This is a genomic window from Amycolatopsis sp. NPDC088138 (assembly GCF_044741685.1).
Lineage (GTDB): Bacteria > Actinomycetota > Actinomycetes > Mycobacteriales > Pseudonocardiaceae > Amycolatopsis.
Genome location: NZ_JBIUTB010000003.1, coordinates 510,110 through 537,032, shown reverse-complemented (window position 1 = coordinate 537,032; position 26,923 = coordinate 510,110). Strand labels below are relative to the sequence as shown.

At 71.2% G+C, this 26,923-nt stretch carries 22 protein-coding genes; 18 read left to right on the top strand and 4 right to left on the bottom strand.

From position 1 onward, the window contains the following. Positions 1–393: 393 nt before the first annotated feature. The 5 genes from eccCa to ACIOD2_RS17460 all read left to right on the top strand — a co-directional run bounded on the left by eccCa (position 394) and on the right by ACIOD2_RS17460 (position 7,831). The gene (gene eccCa / locus ACIOD2_RS17480) at positions 394–4,407 is read left to right on the top strand and encodes a type VII secretion protein EccCa (RefSeq protein ID WP_400538977.1); all 4,014 of its coding nucleotides are present in this window, start codon (positions 394–396) and stop codon (positions 4,405–4,407) included. 94 nt (positions 4,408–4,501) lie between these two features. Next, complete coding sequence (locus ACIOD2_RS17475) at positions 4,502–6,532, top strand: type VII secretion-associated protein (protein ID WP_400538975.1); 2,031 nt, start codon at positions 4,502–4,504, stop codon at positions 6,530–6,532. Positions 6,533–6,546: 14 nt separating this feature from the next. Further along, entirely contained in the window at positions 6,547–6,903 is a 357-nt protein-coding gene (locus ACIOD2_RS17470) for a hypothetical protein (RefSeq protein ID WP_400540381.1), read from the top strand. 254 nt (positions 6,904–7,157) lie between these two features. Then, on the top strand, positions 7,158–7,484 hold the full coding sequence (locus ACIOD2_RS17465; protein WP_400538973.1) for a WXG100 family type VII secretion target: 327 nt from the start codon (positions 7,158–7,160) through the stop codon (positions 7,482–7,484). A gap of 56 nt (positions 7,485–7,540) precedes the next feature. Beyond that, positions 7,541–7,831, top strand: coding sequence for a WXG100 family type VII secretion target (locus tag ACIOD2_RS17460; protein ID WP_400538971.1), 291 nt, complete (start codon positions 7,541–7,543; stop codon positions 7,829–7,831). An 81-nt stretch (positions 7,832–7,912) separates the two neighbouring features. Here ACIOD2_RS17460 and ACIOD2_RS17455 read toward each other — a convergent pair whose 3' ends face one another. Both ACIOD2_RS17455 and ACIOD2_RS17450 read right to left on the bottom strand, forming a co-directional pair. Further along, positions 7,913–8,632: a DUF4333 domain-containing protein gene (locus tag ACIOD2_RS17455; RefSeq protein ID WP_400538969.1), complete on the bottom strand. Its 720-nt coding sequence runs from the start codon at positions 8,630–8,632 to the stop codon at positions 7,913–7,915. A gap of 42 nt (positions 8,633–8,674) precedes the next feature. Next, positions 8,675–9,568, bottom strand: a complete 894-nt coding sequence (locus tag ACIOD2_RS17450) for a hypothetical protein (protein WP_400538967.1) — start codon at positions 9,566–9,568, stop codon at positions 8,675–8,677. 263 nt (positions 9,569–9,831) lie between these two features. Here ACIOD2_RS17450 and rplM point away from each other — a divergent pair, with 263 nt between their 5' ends. The 3 genes from rplM to glmM all read left to right on the top strand — a co-directional run bounded on the left by rplM (position 9,832) and on the right by glmM (position 12,412). Next, positions 9,832–10,284: a 50S ribosomal protein L13 gene (rplM, locus tag ACIOD2_RS17445; RefSeq protein ID WP_284745421.1), complete on the top strand. Its 453-nt coding sequence runs from the start codon at positions 9,832–9,834 to the stop codon at positions 10,282–10,284. 14 nt (positions 10,285–10,298) lie between these two features. Beyond that, positions 10,299–10,889, top strand: a complete 591-nt coding sequence (gene rpsI, locus ACIOD2_RS17440) for a 30S ribosomal protein S9 (protein WP_400538965.1) — start codon at positions 10,299–10,301, stop codon at positions 10,887–10,889. Between the two features lie 188 nt (positions 10,890–11,077). After that, positions 11,078–12,412 (top strand): phosphoglucosamine mutase, encoded by a 1,335-nt coding sequence (gene glmM / locus ACIOD2_RS17435; RefSeq protein ID WP_400538963.1) that lies wholly within the window; start codon positions 11,078–11,080, stop codon positions 12,410–12,412. On the opposite strand, the gene ACIOD2_RS17430 is transcribed toward glmM, so the two are convergent. Beyond that, on the bottom strand, positions 12,409–13,287 hold the full coding sequence (locus ACIOD2_RS17430) for a cytochrome P450 (RefSeq protein ID WP_400538961.1): 879 nt from the start codon (positions 13,285–13,287) through the stop codon (positions 12,409–12,411). The genes glmM and ACIOD2_RS17430 overlap by 4 nt on opposite strands. Before the next feature lie 30 nt (positions 13,288–13,317). Here ACIOD2_RS17430 and ACIOD2_RS17425 point away from each other — a divergent pair, with 30 nt between their 5' ends. The 5 genes from ACIOD2_RS17425 (at position 13,318) to ACIOD2_RS17405 (ending at position 18,628) form a co-directional block, all read left to right on the top strand. Further along, positions 13,318–14,877 carry a fatty acyl-AMP ligase gene (locus ACIOD2_RS17425; protein ID WP_400538959.1) on the top strand — a complete coding sequence of 520 codons (1,560 nt, stop codon included), beginning with the start codon at positions 13,318–13,320 and terminating at the stop codon, positions 14,875–14,877. Continuing rightward, positions 14,870–15,130: an acyl carrier protein gene (locus ACIOD2_RS17420; RefSeq protein WP_400538957.1), complete on the top strand. Its 261-nt coding sequence runs from the start codon at positions 14,870–14,872 to the stop codon at positions 15,128–15,130. Before ACIOD2_RS17425 ends, ACIOD2_RS17420 begins: the two co-directional genes overlap by 8 nt. A gap of 142 nt (positions 15,131–15,272) precedes the next feature. Beyond that, positions 15,273–15,584 (top strand): hypothetical protein, encoded by a 312-nt coding sequence (locus ACIOD2_RS17415; protein ID WP_400538955.1) that lies wholly within the window; start codon positions 15,273–15,275, stop codon positions 15,582–15,584. Beyond that, positions 15,584–18,136, top strand: a complete 2,553-nt coding sequence (locus tag ACIOD2_RS17410) for a hypothetical protein (RefSeq protein ID WP_400538953.1) — start codon at positions 15,584–15,586, stop codon at positions 18,134–18,136. Before ACIOD2_RS17415 ends, ACIOD2_RS17410 begins: the two co-directional genes overlap by 1 nt. 30 nt (positions 18,137–18,166) lie before the next feature. Then, positions 18,167–18,628 carry a hypothetical protein gene (locus ACIOD2_RS17405; RefSeq protein WP_400538951.1) on the top strand — a complete coding sequence of 154 codons (462 nt, stop codon included), beginning with the start codon at positions 18,167–18,169 and terminating at the stop codon, positions 18,626–18,628. Positions 18,629–19,121: 493 nt separating this feature from the next. Here the strand turns inward: ACIOD2_RS17405 and ACIOD2_RS17400 are convergent, their stop codons facing one another. Then, positions 19,122–19,946, bottom strand: coding sequence for a dienelactone hydrolase family protein (locus tag ACIOD2_RS17400; RefSeq protein WP_400538949.1), 825 nt, complete (start codon positions 19,944–19,946; stop codon positions 19,122–19,124). 208 nt (positions 19,947–20,154) lie between these two features. Here ACIOD2_RS17400 and glmS point away from each other — a divergent pair, with 208 nt between their 5' ends. The 5 genes from glmS to ACIOD2_RS17375 all read left to right on the top strand — a co-directional run bounded on the left by glmS (position 20,155) and on the right by ACIOD2_RS17375 (position 26,896). Next, positions 20,155–22,017: a glutamine--fructose-6-phosphate transaminase (isomerizing) gene (gene glmS / locus ACIOD2_RS17395; protein WP_400538947.1), complete on the top strand. Its 1,863-nt coding sequence runs from the start codon at positions 20,155–20,157 to the stop codon at positions 22,015–22,017. Between the two features lie 15 nt (positions 22,018–22,032). Then, complete coding sequence (locus ACIOD2_RS17390) at positions 22,033–23,469, top strand: NAD(P)H-hydrate dehydratase (protein WP_400538945.1); 1,437 nt, start codon at positions 22,033–22,035, stop codon at positions 23,467–23,469. A gap of 78 nt (positions 23,470–23,547) precedes the next feature. After that, positions 23,548–24,381 carry a DeoR/GlpR family DNA-binding transcription regulator gene (locus ACIOD2_RS17385; protein ID WP_400538943.1) on the top strand — a complete coding sequence of 278 codons (834 nt, stop codon included), beginning with the start codon at positions 23,548–23,550 and terminating at the stop codon, positions 24,379–24,381. Further along, entirely contained in the window at positions 24,371–25,801 is a 1,431-nt protein-coding gene (xylB, locus tag ACIOD2_RS17380; protein WP_400538941.1) for a xylulokinase, read from the top strand. The genes ACIOD2_RS17385 and xylB overlap by 11 nt, the downstream gene beginning before the upstream one ends. A 3-nt stretch (positions 25,802–25,804) precedes the next feature. Further along, positions 25,805–26,896: an ABC transporter ATP-binding protein gene (locus ACIOD2_RS17375; protein WP_400538939.1), complete on the top strand. Its 1,092-nt coding sequence runs from the start codon at positions 25,805–25,807 to the stop codon at positions 26,894–26,896. The last annotated feature ends 27 nt before the right edge of the window (positions 26,897–26,923 follow it).

Sequence of the window (26,923 nt, the reverse complement as noted above, 5' to 3'; positions counted from 1 at the left end):
CCTGCTGAAAACTGTCGTGCCCGTAGCCACTGCACTGCCCCCGCTCGATCGAGACTGCTCCCGGGGGAACTTATACCGGACGCGGGTGCGGACATCATCGAACGTCCGAAATTCACCGACGGCCGCGGCCGGCCCGGGCCGGCAGCTCACGACCAGCACACTTGTCGCCGACGGTGAACCGGCTGTGACCGGGAGTGCGGAAGTTGATCTTCCGCGACCGGGCATGACTGTCGGTGGCGGGCCGTACACTCGGCTGGCGAGGGCCGGGACGTGCTCACGCGGGCCAGTTCCGGTATCCGGCGGAATTACCCCACGGCGTTCGATAGGTTGTTCCCCGCACCTTGCGCACTAAACGGTGGCCGCCATCGTCGAGTTTGAATGAGGGGTCCTTCGATGAGCACGCTGCAGTTCAAGAAGTCGCCGCGGCTGGCGGCACCGCGCCCGCCGGGCGGCGAGGTGCACCTCGAGCCGCCGCCCGAGGTGCCCCGGGTCATCCCCGGCAACATCGTCATGAAGGCGCTTCCGATCGTCATGATCGTCGCGTCGCTCGGGATGATGGTCTTCATGTTCCAGGCCAGCAACCGGAACCCGATGATGATGGCCATGGGCGGCATGATGGTCGTCGGCACGCTCGGGATGATGGCCGGCGGCGGTGGCAAGGGCGGCGGCGCCAAGCGCGCCGAGATGGACGAAGACCGCAAGGACTACCTGCGTTACCTGGGCCAGATGCGTGACCGCGCCCGCGAGGCGATGGTCGACCAGCGGGCCGCACTCGAGTGGGTGCACCCCGACCCCCAGTCCCTCTGGTCGCTCGCGGCGAGCCGCCGGATGTGGGAACGCCGCCAGAACGACCAGGACTTCCTGCACCTGCGCGTCGGGCGCAGCTCGCACCGCCTCGCGACGCGGCTGGTCCCGCCGCAGACCGGGCCGGTCGACGAGCTGGAGCCGATCGCCACCCTCGCGCTGCGCCGGTTCGTGCGCGCGCACTCGATCGTGCCGGACCTGCCCACCCAGATCACGCTGCGCGGGTTCGCCGCGGTGAGCATGCAGGGCGACCGGGCGCTGACCCGTGGCCTGACCCGCGCGATGCTCGCGCAGATGGTCACCTTCCACAGCCCCGACGACGTGCTGGTCGCGGTGGCCACCGCCGGCCGCGCGAAGGAGGAGTGGGAGTGGGCGAAGTGGCTGCCGCACGCCCAGCACCCCACGATGTCCGACGGCATCGGCCAGCTTCGCATGATGGCCGGTTCGCTGGCCCAGATCGAAAACTGGCTCGACGAAGAACTGCGTGACCGCCAGCGGTTCTCCCGCAACGCGACCCCCGCGCCGGACCAGCCGCACGTCGTGATCATCGTCGACGACGCCGAAGTGACCCGCGAAGAGCAGATCATCCTCGAAGAGGGCCTGGTCGGCGTCACCCTGATCGACCTGTCCGACTCGATCGGCAACCTCGCCGCCCGCCGCGGCCTGCGCCTGGTCGTGGAAGCCGACCGGCTCGGTGCGCGCAGCGCCGGCGGCGTCGAGTGGTTCGGCCGGCCCGACACGTTGAGCGTGGTCGAGACCGAGTCGCTGGCGCGGCTCATCGCCCCCTACCGCGTCGGTGGCGCGGCGGGGCAGGACGTCAGCGACGAAGAGCCGCTGCTGTCCAACCCGTCGCTGCTGGAACTGCTCGGCATCCCGGGCGACCCGATGACCTTCGACGTGCAGCAGGCGTGGCGGCCCCGCCCGATCCGCGACCGCTACCGCGTCCCCTTCGGCGTCGGCGAATACGGCCAGCCCGTCGAGCTCGACATCAAGGAAGCCGCCGCCGAAGGCATGGGCCCGCACGGGCTGTGCATCGGCGCGACCGGTTCCGGTAAGTCGGAGTTCCTCCGCACGCTGGTGCTGGGCATGCTCGCCACGCACTCCTCGAGCACGCTCAACTTCGTCCTCGTCGACTTCAAGGGTGGCGCGACCTTCCTCGGCCTGGACAAGGCCCCGCACGTCTCCGCGGTCATCACCAACCTCGCGGACGAGGTCACGCTGGTCGACCGCATGAAGGACGCCCTGGCCGGGGAGATGAACCGCCGGCAGGAAGCGTTGAAGAACGGCGGTAACTTCAAGAACGTCTGGGAGTACGAGAAAGCCCGCGAGAACGGCGCCGACCTCGACCCGCTGCCCGCCCTGTTCATCGTCTGTGACGAGTTCTCCGAACTGCTCGCGGCGAAGCCGGACTTCATCGACCTGTTCGTCGCGATCGGCCGGCTGGGCCGGTCGCTGCAGATGCACATGCTGCTCGCCTCCCAGCGCCTGGAAGAGGGCAAGCTGCGCGGCCTCGACTCGCACCTGTCCTACCGGATCGGCCTGAAGACGTTCTCGGCCGCGGAGTCCCGCGCCGCGATCGGCGTGCCGGACGCGTTCGAGCTGCCCTCGGTCCCCGGTGGCGGTTACCTCAAGTTCGACACCTCCACCCTGGTGCGGTTCAAGGCCTCCTACGTCTCGGGCCCCTACCGCCCGGCCGGCATCCAGGCCGCCGGCCCGGCCGCGACCGTGGTCCGCGCCGACAAGCGCCCGCAGCTGTTCGTCCCGGACTTCGTCGAACTGCCGAAGGAACCGGAACCGGAGCTGCTCGAGGCGCCCAAGGTGGAAGAGCGCGCGCAGCCCGAAGAGGCGGTGGAGCCGTCCGAGCTGGACGTGATCGTCTCGCGGCTGATCGGGCAGGGCCCGCCGGCGCACGAGGTGTGGCTGCCGCCGCTGAAGGACCCGAACTCGCTCGACACGCTGCTGCCGAACCTGAACCCGACCGACGACCGCGGGCTGTCCCCGGTCGGTTTCTTCGGCAACAGCCGGCTGCAGATCCCGCTCGGCATCGTCGACCGGCCGTACGAGCAGCGGCGTGACCCGCTGTGGGCGGACTTCTCCGGCGCGGCCGGGCATGGCGTGATCGTCGGCGGTCCGCAGTCGGGCAAGTCGACGATGCTCCGCACGCTGATCATGTCGATGGCGCTGACGCACACGCCGGAAGAGGCGCAGTTCTACTGCCTCGACCTCGGTGGTGGCACCCTGGCCGGTCTGGCCGACCTGCCGCACGTCGGTGGCGTGGCCGTGGCCCGGCGCGAGCCGGACAAGGCGCGGCGGATCGTGGCCGAGCTGACCACCCTGCTCACCGAGCGGGAAGGCCGGTTCGGGGCGATGGGCATCGACTCGATGACCGAGTTCCGCAACCGCAAGCGCCGCGGCGAGATCCGGCCGGACCAGGACCCGTTCGGCGACGCGTTCCTCGTCGTCGACGGCTGGCGGGCCCTGCGCGACGACTTCGAAGAGCTCGAAACCACGATCACCCGCATCGCGACCCAGGGTCTGTCCTACGGCGTCCACGTCGTCATCTCCGCCAACCGCTGGGCGGACATCCGCCCGGCGATCAAGGACATGATCGGGACCCGGTTCGAGCTGCGCCTGGGTGACCCGACCGAGTCCGACATCGACCGCCGCGTCGCGGTCAACATCCCGGCCGGGCGGCCCGGCCGCGGTCTGACGCGGGAGAAGCTGCACCTGCTCGGCGGGCTGCCGCGGATCGACGGGTCGAGTGATCCGGAGACGGTCGCGTCCGGCGTGGCCGACGCGGTGGCGAAGATCCGGGCGGCCTGGCGTGGCCGGGAGGCGCCGCAGGTCCGGTTGCTGCCGGACATGATCACCTACGAGGAGGTGCTGAAGCTCGACCAGCACCGGGATTCGAAGCTGATCCCGATCGGGGTCAACGAGGAGGATCTGCAGCCGATCTACCTGGACTTCAACGCGGAGCCGCACTTCTACGCCTTCGCCGACGGCGAGTCGGGGAAGACGAATCTGCTGCGCCAGATCGCCCGCGGTATTTCGGAGCGGTTCACCTCGAAGGAAGCGCTGATCCTGCTGGTCGACTACCGGCGCAGCATGCTCGGGTTCGTCCAAGGCGACTCGCTGCTCGGCTACGCGGTGTCGGCCGCGCAGCTGGAGAGCATGGTCACCGACGTGTTCAACTCGATGACCCGCCGCCTGCCCGGCCCGGACGTGACGCAGGAGCAGCTGAAGACGCGGTCGTGGTGGAAGGGCCCGGAGCTGTTCATCCTGGTCGACGACTACGACCTGGTGGCCACCTCGACCAACAACCCGCTGCGGAAGATCTCCGACTTCCTGCCGCAGGCCAAGGACGTCGGCCTGCACCTGGTGGTCGTGCGGCGCACCGGTGGTGCGTCGAAGGCGATGTACGACCCGATCATCGGCAAGCTCAAGGAGATCGCGGCGCCGGGCATGGTGATGAACGGTTCGCGCGACGAAGGTGCGCTGGTCGGCAACATCAAGGCGAGTTCGATGCCCCCGGGCCGAGGCAACATGCTGACCCGCAAGGCGGGTAAGCAGCTTGTCCAGGTGTCGTGGATCCAGCCCGACTGAGTACGGCTTCGGAGCGCACCGCGGCGGAGGGTAGGTTCCTCCCCGAGGGTGCGCCCCGCCGGCTCGGCCGCGGTGGCGCGGGGGATCGCGACGAATGGTGCGGGAGCTGCTGGTGACGGTCCGGGTTGCGGTGGACTTCGGGACGTCGAGCACCTGCGTCGTCGCCTCGGTGAACGGGCGCGACCCGCAGGTCGTGGTGATCGACGGCCAGCCACTGATGTCCTCGGCGGTCTTCGCGGCGGCGGACGGCACGCTGTTCGTCGGCCAGGAGGCCGAGCGGCAGGCGGCGGTCGACCCGTCGCGCTACGAGCCGAATCCCAAGCGCCGGATCGACGAGGGCGAGCTGCTGCTCGGCGACAGCGTCCTGCGCGTCACCGACGTCGTGCACGCCGTGCTGGGCCGGGCGGTCGCCGAAGCGCGGCGCCTGGCGGGTGAGGCCGAGGTCGACCTGCTCGTGCTGACCCACCCCGCGGACTGGGGCGCCATCCGCACCCGCCTGCTGCGCCAGGCCGCGGGCGGGCTGGCGCGCGAGGTCGCGCTGGTGCCCGAGCCGGTCGCCGCGGCCGTCTACCACGCGGCGACGTTCGCTCCGCAGGACGTGACCAACGACCGCACGGTGGAGTTCAGCGGCCGCCCGGGGGACGCGCTGGCGGTGCTGGACCTAGGAGGCGGCACGGTCGACGTCAGCGTCGTCCGGCGGCTCCCGCCGGACACCGCGCGGGACCGGGCCGGCCGGCCGCAACGCGGTGGTTTCCAGGTGCTCGCCACCCGGGGCGACCCCGCCTTCGGCGGCGCGGACATCGACCAGGCGCTGCTGGAGCACGTCGGCGAGCTCGTCGCGGGTGCGGAGCAGGACGCCTGGCGCCAGCTCGTCGAAGGCCGGGAGATGGTCGACCGGCGTCGTCGCCGTGTCCTGCGCCAGGACGTCCGCGGCGCGAAGGAGACGCTGTCGCGGCACGCCTACACCGACGTGCCGATGCCCCCGCCGTTCGCCGACGCGCACGTCACCCGTGAGGACCTCGAACGGCTGATCGCGGCGCCGCTGGGCCGCGCGGTGGAGCTGACCGTCGCCGCGATCGGCGACGCCGGCCTGCGCCCGAAGCAGCTCACCGCGATCTTCCTGGTCGGCGGGTCGAGCCGGATCCCGATGATCTCCCGGCTGGTGCACGAGCGCACCGGTGTCGTGCCGACGAGCCTCGACCAGCCGGAGACGGTGGTCGCGCGGGGCGCGCTGCGCGCGGTGCTGGTCGACCCGGACCGCACCGGTGCCCTGCCCGGCGAGGCGATGGCCCGGATGGGCGCGGTGCCGGGTGGCGCGCAGAGCCCCGCGGCGCAGCGCACCGAGGTCGTCCGCCCCGGCGAGGTCGCCCCGCGCCCGGCGCCGCCGCGCACGCCGCCCCCGTCGTTCAGCCCGCCGAACGCGAACCGTCCCGGGCCGCCGCCCTCGCCGCCCCACGGCCAGCCGGTGGCCCGCCCGTGGACGCCGGCGGCGGGCCAGCCCGCCCAGGGCGGCCCTGGTGGCCCGCCCGGTGCCCGTCCCGGTGGCGCGTCCGCGCCCGAACCGCCCGCGAAGAACCGCAAGAAGCTGTGGGGCCTCGTGGCCGGCGCCGTGGTCGTCGTGGCCGCGCTCGTCGTCGGCGGGGTGGTCCTCTTCTCCCACGACGACACCCAGGCCGAGACCGGCCGGACGCTCTCGCAGTACGACTTCAAGTTCGTCGTCCCGAACGACTGGGTGCAGACCGACGACCGGGTCGCCGACCGTCAGGTCGTCGTCCACCCCCAGGAGTCGGCGGACGGCAACGACCTGCTCGTCGCGCAGGAGTTCGTCATGGACTACGACGCCACCGCGGACCCGCAGAAGCTCGTCGACTTCCTCAAGGACGGCGCGGACGAGAAACCCGACCAGTACAGTGCGTTCAACCCGGCCCTGTCGTACGCGGGCCGGACCGTGATCGGCTACCACGAGAGCAAGAAGGACCGGCCCGACCTCCAGGTCGACTGGTACGTCATCGCGAAGGGCCGGATCCGGGTCCACGTCGGCTGCCAGTACGCGAAGGCCGAGTTGCGGGACCGGGTCTCCACCGCTTGCACGCAGGCCGTGCGCACGGTCGAAATCCTCAACTGAGAGGCGGGCACGCGGTGCCGTCCGAAGAATTCGAGAGTGCCGCGTCGTCCTTCCGGCGGATCGGCCAGGACGCCGTGACGCACGCCCGGCGCGTCGCCGGGAACGCGAAGGCGCGCAGCCGGCGCCACCACAGCGAAAACGTCGAACTGCTGAAGCGAACGGGACGTGGCGCGAAGTCCGGGGATCCGACGCCCGGCACGCTGCGCGCGGCCGCCGAACGGTTCCGCCGCGCCCGCGGGCTGTCCGTCCCGGCGGTTCCCGATCCGGCCGATTCGGTTCCTTCGCTTTCGCAACCTCCGGCTCGTACCGCTCGAACGAGTGAAGACGACGAAGACTTTTCCCAAATGCGAATCATGAAACGCGACGACTGAGCGAGCTCGGCGTTTGCTGTGCGTGTGCTAATCCTGCTGGTGGGGAACGCATTTCCGGGTGACGTGTCGCCGGTTCGGGGGGTTGCGGGGATACCCGCGGCAATCGGTTCCCGATGCGGGCGTTCACGCAAGCAACTACTTGTCGGCAAAGCACGACAAGGGGGAACCGGACGTGGCAGGGTCTGCGTCGTAGGGCCGTACAAACGAACGAGCTTGGTACGGCCAGCCATCACACTTAAGAAGGGGGTACCGGTATGAGCGCCGGATCCGGATTCCAGGGAACAGTCCAGCAGTTCACCGAGGCCGAAGGTCGTGTCACCGAGGTGCGCGCCGGCATGGACAACAACCTCGTCACGCTGCGCGACCGCATCGAGGCCACCCGCGCCGGCTGGCAGGGTGAGGCCCAGAAGGCGTTCGACAACGTCATGATGCGCTTCGACGACGACGCCCGTCAGATGAACCAGGCCCTGCAGCGCATCGGTGACCTGCTTCGCGAAGCCGGCTCGAAGTACGAGCGTTCCGAGCAGCAGCAGCAGGAGATCCTGTCGGCCGTCAACAAGGGCTTCGACGCGCTCGGCTGACCTGGTACCGAACCTTTCCCACCCACCGACTTCTTCGACCCTCAAGGGAGCATCCGATGTCTCAGCCCGGAATTGTCGTCAATTACGCCACCATCCACGCGGCAGCCGATGACTGCAAGTCCACCGGTGGTGAACTGCAGCAGGCGTTCGACCGCCTGAAGGACGACCTCAAGCCGCTGGTCACCACCTGGACCGGTTCCGCCAAGGAGCAGTACGACCAGGCCCAGCGCACCTGGGACCAGAAGTTCGAGGACCTGAAGCAGGTTCTGGCGCAGATCGCCGCCGCCCTGCCGCAGATCGCCGACGGCTACCAGTCGACGGACAACGCCGTCGAAGGCCTGTTCTGAGCCGCTAGCCCCGGGAACCACGGCGGGCCCGCACTTCGGTGCGGGGCCCGCCGTTTTCCGTTCGCGGGTAAGGAAAAACCGTCAGTGCGGCGCGCCGACCTCGTACTCGGGACGGTCGTTGAGCACCCGCACGGTGACCTTCTTGGCCTGGCCGCCGACCTGCACGGTGCAGTCGAAGGTCGTGCCGTTCTGCGCGGCTTCGTTCGACGGGCACTGCGCGTTCTTCACGTCCGGCTCGCCGTAGTTCTCGTTGAGGACCTTGACCACACCGTCCTGAAGGGACTGCTGGTCCAGGACGTCACCGCGGAACGCGCCGAGCAGCCACGCGGCACCGCCGCCGAGCACGAGCACCAGGACGGCGATTCCGCCGATCAGCAACGGCTTTTTCGACTTCGGCTTCTTCTCGGGCGCCGCGGCGAACGCGCCGAGGCCGCCGTACTGCGCCGGCTGGAACCCGCCACCGAACTGCTGCGGGGGTACCTGACCCGGCTGCTGCGCGGGCCAGCCGCCACTCGGGGTGCCTGCCTGCGGTTGCTGCTGCCACGGGGCGGCGGGAGGCTGCTGTCCTTGCCACGGCCCGGAGAACGACCCGCTCGTGCCGGGCTGCTGCTGGTGCTGCTGCGGGGCCCACTGGCCGGTGTAGGAGCCGGTGGCCGCGCCCTGGCCGTCGTTCTGCTGCCACTGCCCGGGGTGCGGGCCGGTCGCCTGCTGCTCCGGCTGCCACGCCGGCGGGGTGCCGGGTGCCTGCGGGCTGGCCGGCGGTTGCCACCACTGCGGCTGCTGCTCGGGCGGCTGGGTCATCGGAGATCACCTCGGGTCGGGCGGTGGGGAACGGCCATGGGGTCAGCTGCCCTGCGCTTCGCCGAGCCGGCGGTAGAAGTCGTCCATCGCCGCCCGGTCGGGCAGCACGGTGATCTGCGACGCGTCGGGGACCCGCGGCATGTCCTGCTGGCTCGCCTTGCCGGTGAACTTGAACTCGTACTTGAGCTCGACCTGGTGGCCGTCACCGCCGAACTTGGCCTCCATGACGAACGAGACCAGGCTGCCGTCCGGGTTCAGCGTGATCGTGGTCGGCACCATGGCCTTCTTCAGCTCCGGCCCGACCTGGTCGGTGATGCTGGGCGGCAGGATCTCGACCTTGTTCTTGACGAAGACGTCGAACGGCACGTTGACGGTCAGCGCCGTCCGGCCGTCTCCGAGGCTCTTCGCCCCGCGGACCGCGCGCTTGTCGGCCTTGTAGGCGTCCACCGTCGAGTCGGCCATCCGGCACGGGGTCAGCACGCCGCCCCAGACGCACGGCTGGACCAGGCCGGTCTCGGGCTTCGGCATCGACACCCACGCCGTCGGCGAGACGCCCTTCTGCACGTACAGCGGGCCGAGGTAGGTGTACTCGACGGCGCCGTCGGCCGGGGTGTACGTGTCGATGATCTCGTCGGGGTTCTTCAGCGAGCGGTGCCGCACGGCCCGGCTCTCCGGGTTGCCGGCGCGGGCCGACGTCACGCCGCTGTGGACCCACTTGTCGTCGAACTTGAAGTAGGCGTCCAGCGAGTTGGTGACGTCGCGCGAGTCGGTGATGCTGTCCTCGAGCTTGCCGATGATCTGCTCGAACTTGCCGCCGACGTAGTCCGCCGCGTCGTCGCCCTTCGGCAGCGGCGTGCCGGCCTTGGCCTGGCCGCACGCGCTGACGAGCGCCAGGAGGGCTCCCAGGACGAAGATCGCCGTCGGTCGTTTCCTCATCGCCGTCCCCTGCTCGACTGTGCCGGTGCTCCGGCCGCCCGGATCGTCTCATCCTCGCGTGTCGGGGCCGCACGTGCAGGTACTTCGGCCCGAAAACCGGGTAGAGTCCGCACCAGCCGGACCTGTACCGGCGCTTCCACCCACCCCCGATGCGTGGCTGCGGCGAGCGTGGGGGTATCTTCATATGTCGTTGTGCGTTGCGGCGCATCAGCGCGCTAGGCCCGCACAGAACCCACACGCAATGTTGACGACGAGGTAGACCCTTGCCCACGTACAGCCCCAAGCCCGGCGACGTCACTCGTGCCTGGCACGTGATCGACGCCGAGGATGTCGTGCTCGGCCGGCTCGCGACCGAGGTCGCCACGCTGCTGCGCGGCAAGCACAAGCCGACCTACGCCCCGCACGTGGACACCGGTGACTTCGTCATCATCGTCAACGCCGAGAAGGTCGCGCTCACCGGAAACAAGCGCGAGCAGAAGTTCGCGTACCGGCACAGCGGTTACCCCGGCGGCCTGCGGAAGCGGTCCTTCGGTGAGCTGCTCGACACCAAGCCCGAGCACCTTCTCGAGAAGGTCGTCAAGGGCATGCTGCCGAAGAACAAGCTCGGCCGCGCCCAGGCCAAGAAGCTGAAGGTCTACGCCGGCCCGCAGCACCCGCACACCGCGCAGCAGCCGCAGGTGCGCGAGATCACCAAGATCGCGCAGGTCGCGCAGTGAGTGAGGAACAGTCTGTGACCAGCACCGAGCCCGAGACCGCCGAGGTCACCACCGAGGCGACCGAGACCGGCGCCGTCGAGACCAGCGAGACCGCCGCCGAGGCTCCCGCCGCCACCAGCGAAACGCCGGTCGCGACGAGCGAGACCCCGGTGGCCACCAGCGAGACCCCGGTGGCGACCAGCGAGTCCGCCACCGCCCCGCGCCCGTCGCGGGCCGCGGGCGGCAACGCCCAGACCGTCGGCCGCCGCAAGGAGGCCGTCGTTCGCGTGCGTGTCGTCCCGGGCACCGGCGAGTTCAAGCTCAACGGCCGCACCCTCGAGCAGTACTTCCCGAACAAGGTGCACCAGCAGCTCATCCGTGACCCGCTGGTCCTGGTCGAGAAGCCGGACGCGTTCGACATCTTCGCCAACCTCCACGGTGGCGGCGTCTCGGGTCAGGCGGGCGCGCTGCGCCTGGCGATCGCCCGTGCGCTCATCGAGGTCGACCCGGACGACCGCCCGGCCCTGAAGAAGGCCGGCTTCCTGACCCGTGACGCGCGCGCCACGGAGCGGAAGAAGTACGGCCTCAAGAAGGCCCGTAAGGCCCCGCAGTACAGCAAGCGCTGATCGCGCCTCTGGCGCAACCCACCGGAGCGCCCATCCGTCCATCGGATGGGCGCTTCGGCGTTTTCACTGATCGGTGTCGCATTTCCGGAGCTCGGAGCGACATTCGGGGGTGGGGGAGCGCGCCCGGGGACGGTCGCTAGGTTGTCGTGGTGGTTGCGCTGTCGCAGCCGCTCTGAGGAGGTCGATCGATGGCACGCCTGTTCGGTACCGACGGGGTACGTGGTCTGGCCAACGCCGAGCTGACGCCGGAGCTGGCCCTGGCGCTGGCGGCCAGCGCCGCCCGGGTGCTCGCCGCCCACGACCGCTCGCACCGGCCGGTCGCAGTCGTCGGCCGGGACCCGCGGGCCAGCGGTGAGATGCTCGAAGCCGCCGTCGTGGCCGGGCTCACCTCCGCCGGCGCGGACGTCCGCCGGGTCGGCGTCCTGCCGACCCCGGCCGTCGCCTACCTGGTCGGCTCGCTCGAGGCCGACCTGGGCGTGATGATCTCCGCGTCGCACAACCCGATGCCCGACAACGGCATCAAGCTCTTCGCCGCGGGCGGGCACAAGCTCCCCGACGGCATCGAGGACGAGATCGAAGCCGGCCTGGCCTCGAACGCCGTCCGCCCGACCGGTGCCGGTGTGGGTCGTGTCACGGACGTCGAGGACGCCCTGGACCGCTACGCCGAGCACCTGCTCGCGGTGACCCCGCATTCGCTCGACGGCCTGAAGGTCGTCGTCGACTGCGCCAACGGCGCGTCGTCCGCCGCGGCCCCCGAGATCTACCGCCGTGCCGGCGCCGAGGTCGTCGCGCTGTACTCGGAGCCCGACGGCGTCAACATCAACGAGCACTGCGGCTCCAACCACCCGGAGCGGCTGCGCGAGGCGGTCGTCAAGCACGGCGCCGACCTCGGCATCGCGCACGACGGTGACGCCGACCGCTGTGTGGCCGTCGACTCCGCCGGCGAGCTGATCGACGGTGACCAGATCATGGCGGTGCTGGCGCTCGCGCTGGCCGAGTCCGGCGAGCTGGCCAAGGACACGCTGGTCGCGACCGTGATGAGCAACCTCGGCCTGCACCTGGCGATGCGCGCCCACGGCATCACCGTGGTCACCACCGCGGTCGGCGACCGCTACGTCCTGGAGGAGCTGCGTTCCAGCGGCTTCGCCCTCGGCGGCGAGCAGTCCGGCCACGTCGTGCTCCCGGCGCACGCCACCACGGGTGACGGCCTGCTGACGGCGTTGCGCCTGATGAGCCGCATGGCCGACACGGGCAAGTCCCTCGCCGACCTGGCCGCCGTGATGAACCGCCTGCCGCAGGTGCTGGTGAACGTCCCGGTCGCCGACAAGGCGGCGGTCGCGGGCTCGACCGAGGTCCGCGACGCGGTCGGCGAGGTCGAGGCCGAGCTGGGCGAGGAGGGCCGGGTGCTGCTGCGCCCGTCCGGCACCGAGCAGCTGGTCCGCGTGATGGTCGAGGCTCCGGCCCAGGCCACCGCCCAGGCCGCGGCCGACCGTCTGGCCGGCGTGGTGTCGGCGGTTTCCTAGCCGAGGGTGACCACGGCCTGAGCCAGGCCGTGGAACACCGGGTGGGTCTTCCACCGGACTTCGCCGACCTGGCAACCGCCGCTGAGGACCGCGGACAGCGCCCGGAGCGCGATCTCGGCTTCGGCCAGCGCCACTCCCGACCCCGGGCAGGCGTGGCGGCCGAGGCCGAACGGGAGACCGTCGGCCAGCGAGATCGCGACCGGGCCTTCGGCGCCGAAGCGCAGGACGTAGCGGGCCGGGCAGATCTCCGCCGCCAGCTCGCGCACACTGCGCGTCTCCGCCGCGGACGCCAGCTGCAGCCCGGCCGACGCCAGGAAGTTCAGCGAGTTCTCGTACGCCGCGTGCGCCAGTACCACCGGGTTGATCGCCAGCTCGTCGTCGTCGAGCCGGCCCTCGGCGTGCGCCGCGCGCAACCCCGCCAGGCCGCTGCCCGGCTCGGCCGGAGCCCGGCCGAGCTGCACCGACAGCCGGAACGCCGACGCCTGGGCCGCGCGGTCGGTGCCGCCGAAGACGTCGAGGTTCGCCGTCGTCCGCTCCAGGTGGTCCAGGAAGACGTCGTCGAGTGACACGCCCAGGACCGCGGCCGTCACCAGGCCCGCGACCGGCCGCGCGAAATCACGCACCAGGTCGAACGACGTCCCCAGCCCGCCGACGACCGCCTCGATCTCCGTGCGCACCGAGTCGGGGAACGGCTCCAGCCGGCCGATGATCTCCCGCAGCACCCCGCGCACCCGGGTGTGACCTTCCCCGTCGCGCAGCAGCACGCTGGGTGAACCGGCGCCGGGATCCGACGTCAGCTCCGGCGACCGCAGCGCCCGCGCGGCCGCGTCACGGCCCTCGACCATCACGATCCCGTGTCGTTCGAACTCGTCCATCGCCTGCAGACGGTAGGGCAGGATGAGGCCGTGCCGCCCGCAGACGTCCCGGAAGAGGTCCTCACCACGCCGCTCACGGACCTCCTGGTCCGCAACGCGGCCGAAGACCGGCCCGCGTTCACCTGCCGGGTCTTCCCAGGCCCTGTCAACCACACCGACCACACACTGACGTGGCCGCAGCTGCTCGACCGGGTCCGCGGGGTCGCCCGCGAGCTGCGCCGCCACACCGAGCCGGGCGATCGGGTGGCGATCGTCGCCCGCCAGGACCTCGGGTACGTCGTGGGTTTCCTCGGGACGCTGTACGCGGGACTCGTCGCGGTCCCGCTGTCCGTGCCGGCCGGGCGCACGCACCGCACCCGGCTCGAGTCGGCCCTCGCCGACGCCACGCCGTCGGTCATCCTGACGTCCAAGGACTTCCTGGACGGCCTGGCGTCCCGGCCGGAGGTCCTGCTGGCGGTCGACGACATCGCGTCCGACGACGCCGAGCCGCCCGCCGCGGTCGCCATGACCGACCCCGCCTACCTGCAGTACACCTCGGGCTCGACGAGCCGCCCGGCCGGCGCCGTGATCTCGCACCGCGCGCTGGTGGCCAGCTGCTGGCAGACCACGGACTGCTACCACGCCGACGCGTCGACCCCGCTCGCCGGCTGGGTGCCGTTCTTCCACGACATGGGCCTGGTCCTGCTCATCGGCACCCCGGTCTTCCTGGGCGCGCGCTCGGTGTTCTTCACGCCGATGGAGTTCGTGCGTGACCCGCTCCGCTGGATCCGGCTGCTCGCCGACCACCCGGGCGCGGTCACCGCCGCGCCGAACTTCGCCTTCGACCTGGCCGCCGAAGCCGCCGCCGACCTCGAAGACGTCGACCTGTCGCACGTGAACTCGGTGCTCAACGGCAGCGAGCCGGTCCGCGCGGCCACCGTCGAGGCGTTCGACCGGGCCTTCGCGCCGTTCGGGCTGCCGCGCGCGGCGCACAAGCCGTGTTACGGGCTGGCGGAGGCGACGGTGTTCGTCGCCAGCGCGGGGGACGAGGGCCCGACGGTCACGGCGTTCGACCGCGAGGCCCTGGTGTCGTCGGGACGGCCGTACGGCCAGCGCGTCCAGATTGTCGACAAAGAGATCTGGGTGTCCGGGCCCAACGTCGCCGACGGCTACTGGGGAAGCCCGGACCGCGGTGACGCCTTCACCGCGGACGGCTGGCTGCGCACGGGCGACCTCGGCTTCCTCCACGACGGCCAGCTGTACGTCACCGGGCGGCTGAAGGACCTGATCATCGTCGACGGCCGCAACCACCACCCGCAGGACATCGAGGCCACGATCGAGGCCGCGCACCCCGCCGTCCGGGCGGGCCGGGTCGCGGCGTTCGCGGTGCGGGACGCCCGCGGCGAGGGCGTGGCGGCGGTGGTCGGCACCGCGGACCACGACGACTCCGTGGCCGCCGCCGTGCGCCGCGCGGTGTCGGCGGGCCACGACCTCCCGCTGCGCGGCCTGTGGCTGGTCCGGCCGGGCGCGGTGCCGCGGACGTCCAGCGGCAAGGTGTCCCGCGCCGCGGCCCGTGATCGCTGGTGGGGCGAGAATGGGCACCATGACTGACGCGGGTGCCTACGCCGACGAGATCCGGAAGATCGTCTGCTCGGCGCTGGAGATCCCGCCGGAACAGCTTGCCGACTCGACGCCGTTCGACGACATCGGCCTGACGTCCCGGCAGCGGATCCAGCTGCTTTCGCGCGTCGAGGTGCGTTACGGCGTCTCCGTGAATTTGGACGAGCTCGACCGGCTGGTCGACGTCCGCGGGGTGGCCGAGGTCATTGCGGAAGCCGTCGAGGCCCAGCGCACCACTGGGTGAGTGCACTTTTCCGAAGTCTCCGCTGGCCAGTCGGCCGAACGCTAGACTCTGTGTGCATCTGCGACGGCACCGATCGGCGTCCGGGCGCGTCACAGTCTCCGAACAGGTGCCAGGGACTGTGGGATCGAAGGGGGCAGCCACCATGCCAGACGGTTATACCGCGAGTTCGGAGGCGATGACGCGGGCGCAGGTCCGCCTCAACGACGTCGCCGACGACCCGGCGGGCGAAGCCAAGAAAGTCGCGCCGACGGCGATCGTCGCCGCGGACTTCGGCCGCGTCCACCAGGAGGGTTTCGGCAAGTACAAGGCCGGGATCGACGAAATCGGCGCGGGTATGACCGGGCTGTCGAACGCGCTGATGAACCTCGGCAGCGGCATCGGCACCGCCGGCGGGAAGTACTCCGCGCAGGAAGCGGACGCGAGTGCGCAGGCCAACGCGGCGGGGAGCAAGTAATGGCCGAATGGGCTGACATCAAGAAGGTCCTCGACGACCCGAACGTCTCCGTGGAAAAGAAGTCGGCGCTGATGGAGGCGTACGACAAGGACACCTGGAACTTCAACGACGAGGAAGAAAAGTACGCCAAGGAATACATCGACGGGTATTCCGACCGGAACTGGGCCACCACGCCGCTTTATCCCACCGGCTCGGACGGCGAGGTCGACGACCGGCTGAAGGAAGCCCAGCAGGAATCGCAGGCCAAGGGCAAGGAACAGCAGGCCCAGACCGACCGCAAGAACCAGGCGAAGAAGAACCTCGACGGAATCGCGAAGCCCACCCTCAACGCGGGCGCGAGGAGCTCCGACGAGCAGCTCGACCAGGGCAACGTCACGGTCGACTTCCTGGTGCTGTGGACCACCGACATCTGGAACAAGATCAAGGGCGGCACCGGCCAGCTCGACCCGCAGAAGGACCTCAAGGACAAGTTCCACGAGAACCGCGGGATCCAGTACCAGAAGTTCCTCACCGACGCCGACGACCTCGGCAAGGCGCACAAGGTCGTCGAAGACACGCTCTCCAAGAGCGACACCGAGCTCCAGACCCTCTTCGGCGAGTGGAAGGGCAAGGGCGCCAACGCGGCGGAGATCAAGTACGACGAGACGCTCAAGCCGCACGCCAAGGAGCTCTCCCAGCAGATCGACGGCGCCGCGAAGCTGATCCCGGAGACCGTGGGGCACGTCTTCGACGCGGTCAAGAAGAAGGTCGACGAGGTCCTCGCGCTGCACCGCACGACGATCGCCCAGGCCGACATCAACATGGCCCGCGACGTCCTCAAGATCGCGAACGGCGAAACCGACGAGTTCGACGACTTCATGAAGGTCGCCGGCTGGGTCGACGCCGTCAACGCGAAGAACGGCAACCAGACGAACCTCGCCGAGCGGCTGCAGAACGACGACTGCGGTTTCAACGACGAGAACAAGGACTACGGCCGCCAGGTCTGCCGCTACTGGCGCGACGGCGCGTTCACCACCGAGTACCAGGGCCTGATCAACGCGTTCAACGGCTCCTGCAAGTCCGCCAAGGACACGATCGACCAGCAGTGGGGCGCGCTCGACCAGTACATGTCCGGCTACACCAACCAGCTGACCGAGGCCAAGGGCACCGGCGGCGGTGACCAGGGCGGTGGTGACAAGGGCGGCGACAAAGGTGGCGACAAGGGCGGCAACACCGGTGGCGGCACCGGTGGCGGCACGGGCGGGGGTACCGGCGGTGGCACCGGTGGCGGCACCACGACGCCGTCCGCGGTCGAGACGCCGAAGCCGGAGGACACCCCGAAGCCGGACGACGCCGGCACGAACCCGGTGACCGGCAAGCCCCTCGAGGTCGACCCGGCGACTGGTGAGCCGTACCCGATCGACCCGAAGACCGGCGAAGCGATCAAGGACGCCGACGACACGGAGACCGTGTCGGTCAAGAAGGGCGACAACACGATCGAGATGTCCGAGCCCGACAAGCAGGGCAAGATGGACATCACGGTCGACGACGGCCAGGGCCACAAGAAGGACTACGCCCTCGACTGGGGCGACGACGACAAGGCCGATGCCAAGGGCGCGGACGGCAAGGGTGCCGACGGCAAGGACGCCTCCTTCGGTCCGCAGGGCAGCCAGGCCGTCAAGGACGGGCAGCCGTCGGCCGACGGCAGCTACAAGCCGGGCGCGGACGGCAAGATCCACATCCAGGACGGCAACCTGAAGATCACCGCCGAGCGTCCGGAGGGCCCCGGCGGCCCGACGGTCGTCACCGTCGACGACGGCAAGGGCGAGCCGACCACCTACACGCTGGACTCGAAGGACGGCCCCAAGGCCGACGACCTCAAGGCCGACGGCACCGGTGCGGCGTCCGACACCGGCACCTCCGGCACGCCCGGTACGCCCGGCGGGTCCGACAGCGCGTCCTCCGCCGTTCAGCACGACGCGGACGCCGAGTCGCCCCTGACGAAGGACCCCGCGCCGGACAACCCGGACCCGGGCATGACGCAGGGTGCGGCGGCCGGTAACGGTGGCGGCGGGTTCAGCACGCCGGGTGGCATGGACTTCTCGGGTGACCTCGGTACCGACGCGACGGCCGAACCCGCGGTGGCCGTGGCCGACGCCGGTGGTGGCGGCGACTCCACGACGACCGCCGGGGCCAGCGACTTCGGCTCCGCCATCACGGGCGGTCAGACGGCCGACTTCGCCGGCGCCGTGTCCCTGGAGCCGGGCGCCCAGACCGGCAGCGACGCGTCGTTGCCCTCGTCCGACGGGGGCGGGCTCGGCGCGACGCCGGTCGACCCCGGTGCGCACCAGGCGGCCGCGAGCGGCTCGGCCAGTGGCATGAGCGGTATGGGTGGCATGGGCGGGATGATGGGCGGCATGGGCGGCTCGCCCGGTGGTGGCGGCGGTGACCAGCAGCGCGGGCCCAGCCAGTACCGCATCGAGGGCGGCGTCTTCGAGACGAGCGGCGCGAAGGGCCGGATCAGCGGCTCGCTGGACGACGAGGGTGAGCGCTCGATCCGGTACGACCGGTGAGGGCTTTCGGTTGAGGTCTGAGGAGGGGCGATGAGCAGCGCCGAAGAGAGGTACCGCGCGGCGGTCTCCACGATGGACGCCGCGGCGCGCGAGCAGGACGAGCAGCGGGGGCTGCGGGAACGGCGCGTCGCGGAGGCCGAGGCGCAGGCGCGTGAGGGCTTGAAGAACGAGCTGGGTGCCGCGCAGAAGTACGCCGAGCACATGGACGAGCTCAACAAGCGCAAGCAGAGCGCGGGCGGCTGGGCGACGGAGAAGACCCTGGCCGACAAGGGCCGCGAGTCGCTGATGCAGTTCGGCGCCGAGGACGAGGACTCGACGCCGACGAACAGCTTCCCCGCCTACCCGGCCCCGTCCGCGGCGGAGCCGCGTCCCGAGCCGGTCCCGGTCCCGGAGCCCCCCGCACCGGCACCCGAGCCGCAACGCCCGCGCGGACGGCACGCACGCCCGGTCGAGGACGAGGACGACTTCTCCAGCACGAGCTGGCTGGTCTGAGGTTCGCCGCAGTGAGAAGGGCCTGGCACTTGCCGGGCCCTTCTCGCGTTGGTGAGCGGGTTCGCTCAGCTGGGGGCGATTCCACGGCCGGGGCGCGAGCTGGCCGGTGCTCGCCGGGTCTTTCTTTGTGCCACTGGGCGGTTCGTCCACCTCGGGCTGTGGAGTGATTCCTCCGCTGGATCGCGAGCCGCCTGTTCCGGCCTTTCCGCGTCGCGGGCGGGTACGCCCAGCGGGGCGCGGGGCGATTCCGCCGCCGGTGCGCGAGCTGGCCGGTCTGTCTGTGTAAGGGCGCGGTGCTCGCCGGTTTTCCCTCGTGTCAGCGGGCAGGTTCGCGCATCTGGGTCGTGGAGCGATTCCGCCGCCGGAGCACGAGCTGGCTGTCCTGGTCCGCGAAAGGCCTGGTGCTCGCTGGTCTTTCCGTGTGAGTGGGCGGGTTCGCCAGCGCAAAAAAAGAGGAGGCCCGGCACTCGCCGGGCCCCCTCTTCGTGTCACGTCAGTGGGCGGGTTCGTCCTCGCGCTCGATGGTCGCGCGCTTGACGTCCGCCTCCAGCAGGGGCCGGTACTTGTCGGTGCCGGTCAGGTGGGTCAGCAGGAACGCCGTGAACAGCGCGCGGGTGAGCTGCTGCGTTCCGCGGTGCGGCTTGCCGTGCATGATCAGCTGCGACCAGTGCCGGCCTTCCGTCACACCCAGGTGCGAGGCCTTGCCGAGCGTGCGCAGCTGGACGTCGTCGCCGCCCCAGTTGTCCGCGATCGCCTGTGCGTGCCCGACGGCCGGGGCGACCAGGTCCTCTTCGGCGGCCAGGTGCAGGCCGGGGACGGTGATCGCGCGTGCGGCCTCGCTCGCCGGCGGGAGCGTCTGGGCGGCCGTGATGGTGGCGACCGCGCGGATCCGCGGGTTTTCGGCCTGCGCGTCCTGCGCCGCGGCCAGCACCGCCGAACCGCCGCCGGCCGAGTGCCCGGTGAGGCCGAGCTTCGCCGGGTCGACGCTGATGCCGTCCGGGCCGAGCCGCACGGTCGTGATGACGTCGAGGGTGGTCAGCAGGTCCGCGGCGAGCAGCCGGTGCGAGGGCAGCGGCCCGCGCTGCGTGGCCGGCGCCGCGGCGACGATGCCCCAGCTGGCGAGGTGGTGCAGCAGCTGCCGGTACCGGTCGGGCGGCTGCAGCCAGCCGTGCCCGAAGGCGACGGCGGGGAGGCCGAGGCCGGCGCGGGGCGTGTACACCACGCCCGGCAGGCCGACCAGGGCGAGGTTGCCGCGAAGGACCTCGTGCGGACCCGGGTGCTTCAGCTCCGCGAGCAGCTGCTTGGGCTTGCTGGCCATGGCCGGAACCCTACTGCCCGCACCCTTCCCCGGCTCGTCCGCCGCCCCGGGGGCCGGCCCTGAGAGCGCGGAGCGGGAGTGGGCGCTCACGCAGCGTACGTCACTCGATGTGGATTGGTCCGGACCATGTTTGGCGACGTTTTAGCAGGTCGGGAGCGGTTCGCGTGCCCCGTCGATCGGCTGAATGTCCCTCGTTAGGCTGGTGCGCGTGTGTGGAATCGTGGGATATGTCGGGCACCGCCCGGCCCTGGACGTCGTTCTCGGTGGGCTCCGGCGCATGGAGTACCGCGGTTACGACTCGGCCGGTGTCGCGGTCCTCGACGGCGCCGGCGCGCTGAACGTCGAGCGCAAGGCGGGCCGGCTGGCCAACTTGGAGGCCGAGCTCGACAAGGTCGGCCGGGACAACTTCGCCGGCACCGCCGGCATGGGCCACACCCGCTGGGCCACCCACGGTGCCCCGGTGGACCGCAACTCGCACCCGCACCGCGACGCCACCGGACGCGTCGCGGTCGTGCACAACGGCATCATCGAGAACTTCGCCGCCCTCCGCGCCGAGCTGGAGGCCGACGGCGTCGAGATGGCCAGCGACACCGACAGCGAGACCGCCGCGCACCTCATCGCGCGGGCGTACACCGGTGGTGAGACCGCCGGGGACTTCGCGGCCAGCGTCGCCGCTGTCTGCCGCCGCCTCGAAGGCGCGTTCACGCTGGTCGTGACGCACGCCGACCACTCGGACACCATCGTCGCGGCCCGCCGGTCGTCGCCGCTGGTCGTCGGCGTCGGGGAGGGTGAGCACTTCGTCGCCTCCGACGTCTCGGCGTTCATCGAGCACACCCGCGAGGCCGTCGAGCTCGGGCAGGACCAGCTCGTCGTGATCACGCGCGAGGGTTACGAGGTCACCGACTTCCACGGTGACGCCGCCCAGGCGAAGCCGTTCACCGTGGACTGGGACCTCTCGGCCGCCGAGAAGGGCGGCCACGAGTACTTCATGCTCAAGGAGATCGAGGAGCAGCCGGAGGCGCTGGCGAACACCCTTCGCGGGCACTTCGACAACGGCCGGATCATCCTCGACGAGCAGCGCATCTCCGACCAGGACCTGCGGGACGTCGACAAGGTCTTCGTCGTCGCCTGCGGTTCGGCCTACCACTCCGGCCTGGTCGCGAAGTACGCCATCGAGCACTGGTGCCGCCTCCCGGTGGAGGTCGAGCTGGCCAGCGAGTTCCGCTACCGCGACCCGGTCCTCGACCGCGCGACGCTGGTCGTCGCCGTGTCGCAGTCCGGCGAGACGGCGGACACGCTGGAGGCCGTGCGCCACGCGCGGGAGCAGAAGGCGCGCGTACTGGCCGTCTGCAACACCAACGGCGCGCAGATCCCGCGCGAGTCCGACGCCGTGCTCTACACCCACGCCGGCCCCGAGATCGGCGTCGCCTCGACGAAGGCGTTCCTCGCCCAGATCGCGGCCAACTACCTGGTCGGCCTGGCCTTGGCGCAGGCCCGCGGCACCAAGTACCCGGACGAGGTCGCCCGCGAGTTCGCCGAGCTGGAGGCCATGCCCGCGGCCGTCCAGAAGGTGCTGTCCACTGTGGACCAGGTGCGGGACCTCGGCCGCCGGATCGCCGACTCGAAGGCGGTGCTGTTCCTCGGCAGGCACGTCGGCTTCCCGGTCGCCCTCGAAGGCGCGCTGAAGCTCAAGGAACTCGCGTACATGCACGCCGAGGGCTTCGCCGCCGGCGAGCTCAAGCACGGCCCGATCGCGCTGATCGAGGACGGCCTGCCGGTCGTCGTCGTGATGCCCTCGCCCAAGGGCCGCGCGGTGCTGCACTCGAAGCTGGTGTCGAACATCAGCGAGATCCAGGCGCGTGGCGCCCGCACGATCGTGATCGCCGAAGAGGGTGACGAGACGGTCCGGCCGTTCGCGGACGAGCTGATCGAGGTCCCGGCGGTCCCGACGCTGCTGCAGCCGCTGGTGTCCACCGTGCCGCTGCAGGTGCTGGCCGCGGAGATCGCCCGCACTCGCGGGTACGACGTCGACAAGCCGCGTAACCTGGCGAAGTCTGTCACCGTCGAGTAGCGGGAGGCCTTCGCCGTGCAGGGAATCTGGACCACGGAACGGATTCGCGAGGCGGAGGGCCGGGCGTTCGCCGTCACGCCCGAGGGCGAGCTGATGCGGCGCGCGTCGTTCGGGCTGGCGGTGCGGATCGCGGAGTTCCTCGCCGAGCACGCCGGCACCGTGTCCGGACGCCGGGTGGTGCTGCTGGTCGGCTCGGGTGACAACGGCGGTGACGCGTTGTGGGCCGGGGCTTTCCTGCGGCGCCGCGGTGTCGCTGTCACGGCCGTTCTGCTGGGGTCGCGCGCGCACGAAGCCGGGCTCGCGGCCTTGAAACGCGCCGGCGGCCGGGTGGTGTCCGCCGAGGACGGTCCACAGTGGATAGCCCGGGCGGACGTCGTGGTCGACGGGATCGTCGGCATCTCGGCCAGCGGTTCGTTGCGACCGGACGCCGCGCGGCTGGTGGACCTCGTCGAGGCGCCGATCGTCGCGGTCGACCTGCCCAGCGGCGTCGACCCGGACACCGGCGCCGTCGACGGCCCGGCGGTCCGCGCGACCCGGACGGTCACCTTCGGCGCGCTCAAGCCGGTGCACGCGCTCGCGCCGTCGTGGTGCGGCGAGGTCGTGCTCGTCGACATCGGCCTCGAGCTGACGGACCCCGACCTCCAGCGGCTCGACGTCGTCGATGTCGCCGCGGCCTGGCCGGTGCCCGGGCCGGAGGACGACAAGTACAGCCAGGGTGTGGTCGGCGTCGCGGCGGGCTCGGCGACCTACCCGGGCGCCGCGGTGCTGACCGCGGGCGCGGCGGTGCGCGCGACGGCCGGGATGGTCCGTTACGCGGGCCACGCGGCGGACGTCGTCCGGGCGCAGTGGCCGGAGGTCATCGCGACGGGCACGGTCGCCGACGCCGGCCGCGTGCAGGCCTGGGCGGTCGGGCCGGGCATCGGCACCGGCTCGGAGGGCCGCGACGTCGTCCGGTACGTCCTCGGCCAGGGCCTCCCGGTCTGTGCGGACGCCGACGCGACGACGATCATCGCGAAGTCCCCGGAGGTCCTCGACGCCCGCGACCCGGACACCCCGCTGGTCCTGACCCCGCACGCGGGCGAGTACGAGCGCCTGATGGGCCGCAAGCCGGGCCCGGACCGCGTGACGGCCGCGCGCGAAGCGGCGAAGAAGTACAACGCGGTGGTGCTGCTGAAGGGGCACGTGACGGTCGTGGCGGCCCCGGACGGCCGCGCGGCGGTCAACACCCCGCGTGGCGCGTGGCTCGCGACGCCGGGCTCGGGTGACGTGCTCTCGGGCCTGCTCGGCTCCCTGCTGGCGGCGGGCCTGGACCCCTGGCTGGCGGCGGCGATGGCCGCCCACGTGCATTCCCTGGCGGGCGCGATCGCGGCCCAGAACGCCCCGACCTCGTCGTCGGCCTTGGTCCACGCGATCCCGGAGGCCCTGCGGTCGATCCGCTCACTGCTGTCCTGACCGTCTCGGGCGACCGTCGTGCGAAGAGTTATCGAGTTCCCTGTTAACTCCGGGCGATAAATCTGGTAAGAAGGCCGTGTGAGCGGCGGCACAGCACCTGGAGACCGGAAGACCCGGCCGTCCGATGCTGCCGTCGAGCAGCGGCGGCAGGACATCCTCGACCACGTCATCGAGCAGGGCGAAGCCCGGATCGACGACCTCACGGTCCGCTTCAAGGTCAGCCTGATGACCATGCACCGCGACCTCGACGACCTGGCCGAACGCCGGCTGCTGCGCAAGCTCCGCGGCAAGGTCGAGGCCTACCCGGCGGTCACCATCGAGACCGCCGCCCGTTTCCGCGACACCCTGCACCACGGCGAAAAAGAGGCTCTCGGCGAAGCCGCCGCGAAGCACGTCCAGCCCGGCCAGACCGTCTTCGTGGACGACTCCACGACGCTGCTTCCGCTGGTCAAGCGGCTCGCCGAGATCGACGCGCTCACCGTCGTCACCAACTCGCTGCACGCCGCGCGCCTGCTCGGCCCGAAGGTCGACGTCGTGCTCGCCGGCGGTCGCTACAGCCAGGAGTACGACTCCTGCGCCGGGCCCGAGGTGCTCAACCTGCTCGACAGCATCCGCGCCGACGTCTCGTTCGTCTCGGTCACCGCCGTCGCCGTCGGGCGGCTCTACCACCCCGATCGCGACTACGCGGAGCTGAAGAAGGCCGCGCTGAAGGTCGCGAACCACACCGTCCTCGTCGTCGACCACTCGAAGTTCGGCCGGACCGCGACCTACGCGCACGGCGACGTCGGGGACTACGACCTGCTCATCACCGGGGAGACCACCCCGACCGAGGAGATCGAGGCCGCGCTGAACGCCGGAACCGCGATCGAGATGGTCGAACACGTCGAGGAGGGGCAGCCGTATGACAGCTGAGCTGGTGGCCGGCATCGATTCGTCCACGCAGTCGACCAAGGTCGTCGTGTGCGACGCCGAGACGGGCGAGATCGTCCGCACCGGCCGCGCGCCGCACCCGGACGGCACCGAGGTCGACCCCGCCGAGTGGTGGGGAGCGTTCCAAGAAGCGACCACCGGCCTGCTCGACGACGTCAAGGCCATCGGCATCGGCGGCCAGCAGCACGGCATGGTGACGCTGGACGAGAACGACGACGTCGTCCGGCCCGCGCTGCTCTGGAACGACAACCGCTCGGCCCAGGCTGCGCTCGACCTGATCGACGAGCTCGGCGGGCCGTCCGTCTGGGCGAAGTCCGTCGGCTCGGTGCCGGTCGCCAGCTTCACCGTCACGAAGCTGCGCTGGCTGGCCGACCACGAGCCGGAGCTGGCCGACCGCGTCGCCCGCGTCATGCTGCCGCACGACTGGCTGACCTGGAAGCTCACCGGCGGCGACCCGGTCACCGACCGTGGTGACGCCTCCGGCACCGGCTACTTCTCGCCGTCCGACAACGCCTACCGCCTCGACGTCCTCGCGCACGCCTTCGGCGGCCGGACACCGGAGCTGCCGACCGTGCTCGGCCCGGCCGACACCGCCGGCCACACGAAGAACGGCGTGCTCGTCTCGGCCGGCACCGGCGACAACATGGCCGCCGCGCTCGCCCTCGAACTGCAGCCGGGTGACGTCGTCGTGTCGCTCGGCACCAGCGGCACGGTGTTCGGCGTCGCCGAGACCGGCGCGGCCGACGCCAGCGGCGAGGTCGCCGGGTTCGCCGACGCCACCGGCCGCTTCCTCCCGCTGGCCTGCACGCTCAACGCGGCCCGCGTGCTCACCTCGACCGCCGCGATGCTCGGCGCGACACTGAGCGAGTTCGATAGGCTCGCCCTGCGGGCCGAGCCCGGCGCCGGCGGCCTCACCTTCCTGCCCTACCTGGACGGCGAACGCACCCCGAACCTGCCTGACGCCACCGGCTCCCTGTCCGGTCTGACCCGGGCGAACATGACGCCCGAAAACCTCGCGCGAAGCGCCGTCGAAGGCATGCTGTGCGGCCTGGCCGCCGGTCTCGACGCCGTCCGCGCGCACGGTCTCGACGTCCACCGCGTGCTGCTGATCGGCGGTGGCGCGCAGTCGGCCGCCGTCCGCGCGGTCGCGCCGCTCGTGTTCGGCGTGCCCGTGCAGCTGCCCGAAGTCGCCGAGTACGTCGCCATCGGCGCGGCGCGGCAGGCGGCGTGGGCCCTGACGTCCAGTGCGGAACCCCCGTCCTGGCAAGGAAACAAGAAAGCTTGGCTCGAGCTGGACGAGCCGACCGAGGCGCAGCGCGCCGAGGGCCACCGGATCCAGCAACGCCACCTCGAAGCGCGCGAAGCCGCGTACGGGGTCAGGCGCACTTTCGGAGAGGACTGACCGATGGCTTCCATCACCTACGACAAGGCGACCCGGCGCTACGCCGGTTCCGACCGCCCCGCGGTCGACGCGCTGGACCTGGAGATCGCCGACGGCGAGTTCCTGGTGCTGGTCGGCCCGTCCGGCTGCGGCAAGTCGACCAGCCTGCGGATGCTCGCCGGGCTCGAGGACATCGACGACGGAGCCGTCTGGATCGGCGACCGCGACGTCACGCAGCTGCCGCCGCGCTCGCGCGACATCGCGATGGTGTTCCAGAACTACGCGCTCTACCCGCACATGACGGTCGGGCAGAACATGGGCTTCGCGCTGAAGATCGCCGGGCGCCCCGCGTCCGAGATCAAGCAGAAGGTGCTCGACGCGGCCAAGCTGCTCGACATCGAGGACTACCTCGACCGCAAGCCGAAGGCGCTCTCCGGTGGTCAGCGCCAGCGGGTCGCCATGGGCCGCGCGATCGTGCGTGAGCCGCAGGTCTTCCTGATGGACGAGCCGCTGTCGAACCTCGACGCGAAGCTGCGCGTCTCGACCCGTACGCAGATCGCCGCGCTCCAGCGCCGCCTCGGCGTCACGACCGTCTACGTCACGCACGACCAGGTCGAGGCCATGACGATGGGTGACCGCGTCGCCGTGCTGTCGGACGGCCTGCTGCAGCAGTGCGACACCCCGCGCGCCCTCTACGACCGGCCCGCGAACGCCTTCGTCGCCGGCTTCATCGGCTCGCCGGCCATGAACCTCGTCACGGCGAAGCTCACCGACGACGGCGCCGAGCTGGGTGGCGCGCGCCTGCCGCTGACCCGCGAGATCATCGCCGCCGCCGAGGGCGACACCGTGACGGTGGGCTTCCGGCCGGAGTCGCTGGAGGTGTCGGCCACCGAAGAGGGTTCGGTGCCGATCAAGGTGGAACTGGTCGAGGAGCTGGGCTCGGACGCCTACGTCTACGGCAAGCTCGCCGAGACCGACGCCGAGGGCACCAAGTCCAACATCGTCGCCCGCGTCGACCCGCGCACGCCGCCCGCCATGGGCGACACCCTGCACCTGCGCATTCGGCCCGACGAGCTGCACGTGTTCTCCGCCAAGTCCGGGGCGCGCCTGTCCTGACCTCGGGTCATGGGAAACTGGAGGGCG

What these genes read in the sequence shown, in the direction of transcription:
- eccCa (WP_400538977.1), top strand. Translation starts at nt 394, where the DNA reads ATGAGCACGCTGCAGTTCAAGAAGTCGCCGCGGCTGGCGGCACCGCGC.
- ACIOD2_RS17475 (WP_400538975.1), top strand. Translation starts at nt 4,502, where the DNA reads ATGGTGCGGGAGCTGCTGGTGACGGTCCGGGTTGCGGTGGACTTCGGG.
- ACIOD2_RS17465 (WP_400538973.1), top strand. Translation starts at nt 7,158, where the DNA reads ATGAGCGCCGGATCCGGATTCCAGGGAACAGTCCAGCAGTTCACCGAG.
- ACIOD2_RS17460 (WP_400538971.1), top strand. Translation starts at nt 7,541, where the DNA reads ATGTCTCAGCCCGGAATTGTCGTCAATTACGCCACCATCCACGCGGCA.
- ACIOD2_RS17455 (WP_400538969.1), bottom strand. Translation starts at nt 8,632, where the DNA reads ATGACCCAGCCGCCCGAGCAGCAGCCGCAGTGGTGGCAACCGCCGGCC.
- ACIOD2_RS17450 (WP_400538967.1), bottom strand. Translation starts at nt 9,568, where the DNA reads ATGAGGAAACGACCGACGGCGATCTTCGTCCTGGGAGCCCTCCTGGCG.
- glmM (WP_400538963.1), top strand. Translation starts at nt 11,078, where the DNA reads ATGGCACGCCTGTTCGGTACCGACGGGGTACGTGGTCTGGCCAACGCC.
- ACIOD2_RS17430 (WP_400538961.1), bottom strand. Translation starts at nt 13,287, where the DNA reads ATGGACGAGTTCGAACGACACGGGATCGTGATGGTCGAGGGCCGTGAC.
- ACIOD2_RS17420 (WP_400538957.1), top strand. Translation starts at nt 14,870, where the DNA reads ATGACTGACGCGGGTGCCTACGCCGACGAGATCCGGAAGATCGTCTGC.
- ACIOD2_RS17415 (WP_400538955.1), top strand. Translation starts at nt 15,273, where the DNA reads ATGCCAGACGGTTATACCGCGAGTTCGGAGGCGATGACGCGGGCGCAG.
- ACIOD2_RS17410 (WP_400538953.1), top strand. Translation starts at nt 15,584, where the DNA reads ATGGCCGAATGGGCTGACATCAAGAAGGTCCTCGACGACCCGAACGTC.
- ACIOD2_RS17405 (WP_400538951.1), top strand. Translation starts at nt 18,167, where the DNA reads ATGAGCAGCGCCGAAGAGAGGTACCGCGCGGCGGTCTCCACGATGGAC.
- ACIOD2_RS17400 (WP_400538949.1), bottom strand. Translation starts at nt 19,946, where the DNA reads ATGGCCAGCAAGCCCAAGCAGCTGCTCGCGGAGCTGAAGCACCCGGGT.
- xylB (WP_400538941.1), top strand. Translation starts at nt 24,371, where the DNA reads ATGACAGCTGAGCTGGTGGCCGGCATCGATTCGTCCACGCAGTCGACC.
- ACIOD2_RS17375 (WP_400538939.1), top strand. Translation starts at nt 25,805, where the DNA reads ATGGCTTCCATCACCTACGACAAGGCGACCCGGCGCTACGCCGGTTCC.